Below are 5,310 nucleotides of genomic sequence, written 5' to 3' on the forward strand. Positions count from 1 at the left end.
TGGCGATTACTTCGCCAGTCAACACCAACACTGAAGATTTTCTTCCAGACCACCGCAGCCCCAAAAACCAGAACCACAGCAGGGCGCGCCTTCTAGGACGCCCCAACAAAACTGTCAAACCGGATTCAGCGCCTTCCGGAAGATTCCTGGCGCCCACCGGCGCCTGACCAGGACGGTCAGGCTTCCGCCAGACGCATCCGGCCCACTTCCAGGCCGTTCCAGTTGTGCATGATCGGGGCGGCCAGAGGAGCCAGAACAGCCTCCTCCGCCTGGCTCAACGTCATCAGGCGGCGGAGCAGGCCCGCCATCACCACCTCCGCCGCACGCGAGGCGCCATCGTCGCATTTCAGGGCGACGCCGAGGCCCAGCTCCGGCAGCGCGGCGCAGAAGACCCCCTCCGCGCCCACCTTCACGAAGGCCCGCGGCCCCAGCGCCTCCATCACCCGCGTGTCGAACCGCTCGCTGCCCGCCACCAGGAAAGGGTGCCGCGCCACGGCGGCGCGCAGCCGGGCCGCCGCTGCGGCGCGCGCAGGCTCAAGCCCATGGCCCGTGCCGATGCGCGCGAAGCCGAGCGCCAGGGCACGCAGCGGGATGGCATAGGTCGGGATCGAGCAGCCATCGATGCCATGGCTGCCTTCGGCGAGGCGGAAACCCGTCACCCCCTCCAGAGCCGCCTTGACCATGCGTTGCACCGCATGCTCGGGCCGGATGTAGCCGGCCGGGTCCACTCCCGTCCCGCAGGCGAGGCAGACGAAGCCCGCATGCTTGCCGGAGCAGTTGTTGTGCAGCGCGCTCGGCCCGGTGCCCTCGCAGGCCAGGGCCCGGGCGGCGGCCGCGTGGCTGGGCCAGTGGGCGCCGCATTCCAGCTGCGCCACACCCTGCGCCGCGGCGGCCAGCATGCGCGCCGCCACCTCGACATGGCGCGGCTCGCCGCCATGCGAGGCGCAGGCCAGGGCCAGCGCCTCGTCATCCAGGCCGAAGCCGTCGGCCGCGCCGCTCTCCACCAGCGGCAGCGCCTGGATCACCTTGACGGCGGAGCGTGGAAAGATGGGCCGGTCGATGTCGCCCGCCGAGAGCACCACCCCGCCTTCCGCGTCCAGCACGGCGAAAGCCCCCGCATGGCGGGACTCCACCCTGCCGCCGCGCGTCACCTCGACCAGAACCGGATCCCGCATCGCCAGATGTCCTTCTCTTTGCTCGTGCCGGCTTCAGCCCCGCGTGCCGGAGGCGGGCAGCAGCTCCTCCAGGCACCGCGCGAGCGATTCCCGCCAATCGGCCGGGCGGATGCCGTGCACGGCCCCGATCCGGCTGCAATCGAGGCGCCCATCGGCCGGGCGCCGCGCCTTGGTGGGATACTGGTCGGTGGTGATGGCGGAAAGCGCCGGCACCTTGGCGCCCCGCGCGGCGGCCTGGGCGAAGATCTCCTGCGCGAAGCCGTGCCAGGTGGTCCAGGGCGCGCCGGTCAAGTGGAACAGGCCGAAGGCCTCGTCGCCCGCCCTGGCGGCGGCCAGGCGCGGCAGCATCCGGGCGATGGCGTCGGCCAGGTCGGCGGCGAAGGTCGGCGCGCCGTGCTGGTCGGCCACCACCGACAGGGCAGGCCGCTCGGCGCCCAGGCGCAGCATGGTCTTGAGGAAGTTATTGCCATCGGCGCTGCACACCCAGGCGGTGCGCAGGATGGCCGAGCGCGGGTTGGCCGCCATCACCGCCGCCTCGCCCGCCAGCTTGGTGCGGCCATAGACGCTGGCCGGCGCCGTGGGATCGGTTTCCCGGTAGGGGGCGCCCTTCAGCCCGTCGAACACGTAGTCGGTCGAGACATGCAGGAAGGGCAGGCCGCGCCGGGCCGCCTCGGCCGCCAGCAGGCCGGCGCCGGTGGCATTGATGGCCTCGGCCATGGCCGGCTCATCCTCCGCGCGGTCCACGGCGGTGTAGGCGGCGGCGTTGATGATCGCCTCCGGCGCCGCCTGCTCGACGGCGCGGGCGATCGAGGCGGCGTCGGTCAGGTCCAGCTCCGGCGCCTCCAGGGCGGTGACGGTGTGGCCATCCTGCGGCAGGCGCCGGGAAAGAGCGAGGGCAAGCTGGCCGGTCTGTCCGGCAACCAGGACGCGCATCAGGCCACCCGCGACAGAACGGTGGCCAGAACACTCGAAGGGCGCGCGGTGCGGCTGGTCATGGCGGAACTCCCGGTTGCGGAGACCCTTTCTAGGACGGGGTTTCCGGCCCGGGTAGCCCCTGCGCCCGGAGAAGGGCAGGCGTGGGGAAGCACGCGAAGATGAACGGATTGCAATGCCGGGAGCCTGCCAGCGGCCTATTCCGGAAAAAAGGCGTGATGCCAGGGTTCCACAACCCCTCGGGGCATCGGCGCGCGCTTGACCGCCCTGGCCGGAGTATGTCTCTCCTGCGCCCGTTAACTCATTATCGCCGGAGTTCGCCTTTTGACCGAAGAAACCCGCCCGCTCAGCCGCCAGGACCTGGTCGATGCCGCCGCCGCCGCGACCAGCCTGCCCAAGACCCAGGCTGATGCCCTGCTGAAGGCCGTCCTGGCCACGGTGGGCGACGCCCTCGGCGCTGGTCGCGAAGTTCGCCTGGCCGGCTTCGGCAGCTTCGCCGTGAGCCAGCGCGCGGCGCGCCAGGGGCGCAACCCCGCCACGGGCGAAGTGGTGGAGATCGCCGCCAGCAAGTCCGTCAAGTTCAAGCCCGCCAAGGACCTGAAGCAGCGCCTGGGCGATTGAGCCGAACCGGCGCGGCCCGGGCGCCAGCCCTGGCCGCGTCACCCTTCAGCCGGACAGCGCCTCGCCGGCATCGTCCGGCAGCAGCACCAGCCGGCCATGGCGCACCCCGCGCTCCGCCATCACATGCTCGGCGAAATGGCGCAGCGCGCCTGCCTCGCCCCGCAGCACCGCGACCTCCAGGCACATTTCGTGGTCCAGGTGCAGGTGCAGCGACGACACCGACAGCCCGTGGTGATCATGGAAGGCGCCGGTCAGCCGCCGCGCCAGGTCCCGCTGCTCATGCGCATAGGTATAGACCAGCGCGCCAAGGCTCGGCCCCGCCATGCCTTCCGTGGCGGCGCTCTGCTGCAGGCCGCCGCGCAGCAGGTCGCGCACCGCCTCCGAGCGGTTCTGGTAGCCGCGCCGGCGCACCACCGCGTCCAGCTCCTCCGCCAGCGCGTCATCGAGGGTGACGGTCACCCGTTGCATCGCCGCTCCTTCATCCTGCCCCCGGCCGGCCCGGGCCGCCTGCGGAAACTGCGCCGGGCGCAGCCCTCCGGTCCACCCCCTTCCCTCCATGGCGAAACCTGCCCGGGCAGGGCCAGCGCTTGACCAGCCCCAGCGCTTGACCAGCCCCAGCGCTTGACCAGCCCCAGCGCTTGACCAGCCCCGGCGCTTGACCGGATCACATGGAAGGACGCAGGCTGCGGCGGCCGAAGGCAGCGAGGGACCAGCGCAGCATGACCGGGCATCAACCTGGGCACCACCATGGCCATCCCCCAGCCCACACGCATGACCACGAGCACGAGCACGAAGGCAGCGCGCTGTCCGGCATGGCGCTGCGCGTGCGGGCGCTGGAATCCCTGCTGGTCGAGAAGGGCTATGCCGATCCGGCCGCGCTGGACGCGCTGATCGAAACCTACGAGACCCGCATCGGCCCGCGCAACGGCGCGCTGGTGGTGGCGCGCGCCTGGGCCCGGCCGGACTTCCGCGACTGGCTGCGCCGCGACGCGAGCGCCGCCATCCACGGCATGGGCTTCACCGGGCGCCAGGGCGAGCACATGGTGGCGGTGGAGAACACGCCGGAGGAGCACAACCTCGTCGTCTGCACCCTCTGCTCCTGCTATCCCTGGCCGGTGCTCGGGCTGCCGCCCGCCTGGTACAAGGCGCCTGCCTACCGCTCCCGCGCCGTGATGGACCCGCGCGGCGTGCTGGCGGAGTTCGGCGTGGCGCTGCCGGCCGAAACCCGCATCCGCGTCTGGGACTCCACCGCCGAGACCCGCTACCTCGTCATCCCGATGCGCCCCGCCGGCACCGAGGGCTGGAGCGAGGAGCGGCTGGCCGATCTGGTGAGCCGCGATGCCATGATCGGCACCGCCCTGGCCCGGCAGCCGGGCGAGGCAGGCCCCACGCCATGAACGGAGCGCAGGACCTGGGCGGCATGATGGGCTTCGGCCCGGTGCGGCCCGAGCCGGAGGCGGTGCGCTTCCATGCCGGCTGGGAGAAGCGCGCCCTGGCCGTGACCCTGGCCGCGGGCGCCCTGGGCCAATGGAACATCGACGCCAGCCGCCATGCGCGCGAAAGCCTGCCGCCCGGCGAGTATCTCACCTCCGGCTACTACGAGATCTGGATCAAGGGGCTGGAGAAGCTCCTGCTGGAGCGCGGCCTGGTCACCGCCGAGGAGCTGCGGGACGGGCGGATGCGGGAGGCCGGCCCGGCGCTGCCACCGCTGCGCGCCGAAGCGGTGTGGCCGGTGCTGGCGCGCGGCTCGCCCTATGACAGGCCGGCCACCGCGCCGCCCCGCTTCGCGGCGGGTGACGCGGTGCGCACCCGCAACGTCAATCCCGCCGGGCATACCCGCCTGCCGCGCTATGCCCGCGGCCGAAGCGGCGTGATCGAGCGGGTGCATGGCGTCTTCGTCTTTCCCGACAGCCACGCGCATGGACAGGGCGAGGCGCCGCAATGGCTCTACACCGTCCGCTTCACCGCCGCCGAGCTCTGGGGCGAGGGCGCCGACCCGATGCTGACCGTCTCTGTCGATGCCTGGGAGAGCTATCTTGAGGCCTGACGAGATATCCACGAGCACGCCTGGCCTGCCGCGCGACCAGGACGGGCCGGTGTTCCGCGAACCCTGGGAGGCGCAGGCCTTCGCCATGGCGGTCGCCGCGCACCGGGCGGGCTGCTTCACCTGGCCGGAATGGACGGCCGCGCTGGGCCGCCGCATCGCGGAAGGCGACGTGCCCTATTACGAGCACTGGATGGCGGCACTCGAGGACCTGCTCACCGGGAAGGGCATCCTCACCCGCCCCGAGCTGGAAGCCCGGTGCGATGCCTGGGCCCGCGCCGCCGCCGCCACGCCGCACGGGCAGCCGGTCCTGCTGCCGGAATAAGGCGCTGCCGGAGCGGCTTTCCGGCGATCGGAAACCGGCCGCCCATTCCTTCCGGCAGGCGGCCAGGGCGCTTCTTCCCAGGCCCCGCGCAGGCCGGCAGCCAAGCCGCAGGCCTATGCCGCGTGGTAGTCCCGGTACCATGCGACGAACTTGGCCAGCCCCTCCTCGATCGTGGTGCGCGGCGCGAAGCCGACAGCCTGCTGGAGAGCTGA

7 protein-coding genes are annotated in these 5,310 nt (G+C 72.3%); 4 read left to right on the forward strand and 3 right to left on the reverse strand.

Annotated elements, in window-relative coordinates; genetic code table 11:
• Positions 1 to 176: 176 nt before the first annotated feature.
• A complete protein-coding gene (locus CR162_RS21455) occupies positions 177 to 1,175 on the reverse strand; it encodes an asparaginase (RefSeq protein WP_099097506.1) in 999 nt (332 codons plus the stop codon).
• A gap of 33 nt (positions 1,176 to 1,208) precedes the next feature.
• Complete coding sequence (rfbD, locus tag CR162_RS21460) at positions 1,209 to 2,108, reverse strand: dTDP-4-dehydrorhamnose reductase (RefSeq protein ID WP_099097507.1); 900 nt, start codon at positions 2,106 to 2,108, stop codon at positions 1,209 to 1,211.
• A 324-nt stretch (positions 2,109 to 2,432) separates the two neighbouring features.
• On the opposite strand from rfbD, the gene CR162_RS21465 reads away from it, so the two are divergent.
• Positions 2,433 to 2,729 carry an HU family DNA-binding protein gene (locus tag CR162_RS21465; RefSeq protein WP_099097508.1) on the forward strand — a complete coding sequence of 99 codons (297 nt, stop codon included), beginning with the start codon at positions 2,433 to 2,435 and terminating at the stop codon, positions 2,727 to 2,729.
• A 45-nt stretch (positions 2,730 to 2,774) separates the two neighbouring features.
• On the opposite strand, the gene nikR is transcribed toward CR162_RS21465, so the two are convergent.
• A complete protein-coding gene (nikR, locus tag CR162_RS21470) occupies positions 2,775 to 3,197 on the reverse strand; it encodes a nickel-responsive transcriptional regulator NikR (protein ID WP_099097509.1) in 423 nt (140 codons plus the stop codon).
• Between the two features lie 251 nt (positions 3,198 to 3,448).
• On the opposite strand from nikR, the gene nthA reads away from it, so the two are divergent.
• Genes nthA through CR162_RS21485 form a run of 3 tightly spaced genes read left to right on the forward strand, consistent with a single transcriptional unit; the run spans position 3,449 to position 5,098 of the window.
• Entirely contained in the window at positions 3,449 to 4,126 is a 678-nt protein-coding gene (gene nthA, locus CR162_RS21475; protein WP_176559982.1) for a nitrile hydratase subunit alpha, read from the forward strand.
• Entirely contained in the window at positions 4,123 to 4,776 is a 654-nt protein-coding gene (nthB, locus tag CR162_RS21480; RefSeq protein ID WP_099097511.1) for a nitrile hydratase subunit beta, read from the forward strand. The genes nthA and nthB overlap by 4 nt, the downstream gene beginning before the upstream one ends.
• Entirely contained in the window at positions 4,766 to 5,098 is a 333-nt protein-coding gene (locus tag CR162_RS21485) for a nitrile hydratase accessory protein (RefSeq protein WP_245870525.1), read from the forward strand. Before nthB ends, CR162_RS21485 begins: the two co-directional genes overlap by 11 nt.
• The last annotated feature ends 212 nt before the right edge of the window (positions 5,099 to 5,310 follow it).

This window comes from Teichococcus rhizosphaerae (assembly GCF_002631185.1).
GTDB classification, from domain to species: domain Bacteria; phylum Pseudomonadota; class Alphaproteobacteria; order Acetobacterales; family Acetobacteraceae; genus Pseudoroseomonas; species Pseudoroseomonas rhizosphaerae.

Coding starts and splice junctions, on each gene's coding strand:
- CR162_RS21455 (WP_099097506.1), bottom strand. CDS start 1,175: ATGCGGGATCCGGTTCTGGTCGAGGTGACGCGCGGCGGCAGGGTGGAG.
- rfbD (WP_099097507.1), bottom strand. CDS start 2,108: ATGCGCGTCCTGGTTGCCGGACAGACCGGCCAGCTTGCCCTCGCTCTT.
- nikR (WP_099097509.1), bottom strand. CDS start 3,197: ATGCAACGGGTGACCGTCACCCTCGATGACGCGCTGGCGGAGGAGCTG.
- nthA (WP_176559982.1), top strand. CDS start 3,449: ATGACCGGGCATCAACCTGGGCACCACCATGGCCATCCCCCAGCCCAC.
- nthB (WP_099097511.1), top strand. CDS start 4,123: ATGAACGGAGCGCAGGACCTGGGCGGCATGATGGGCTTCGGCCCGGTG.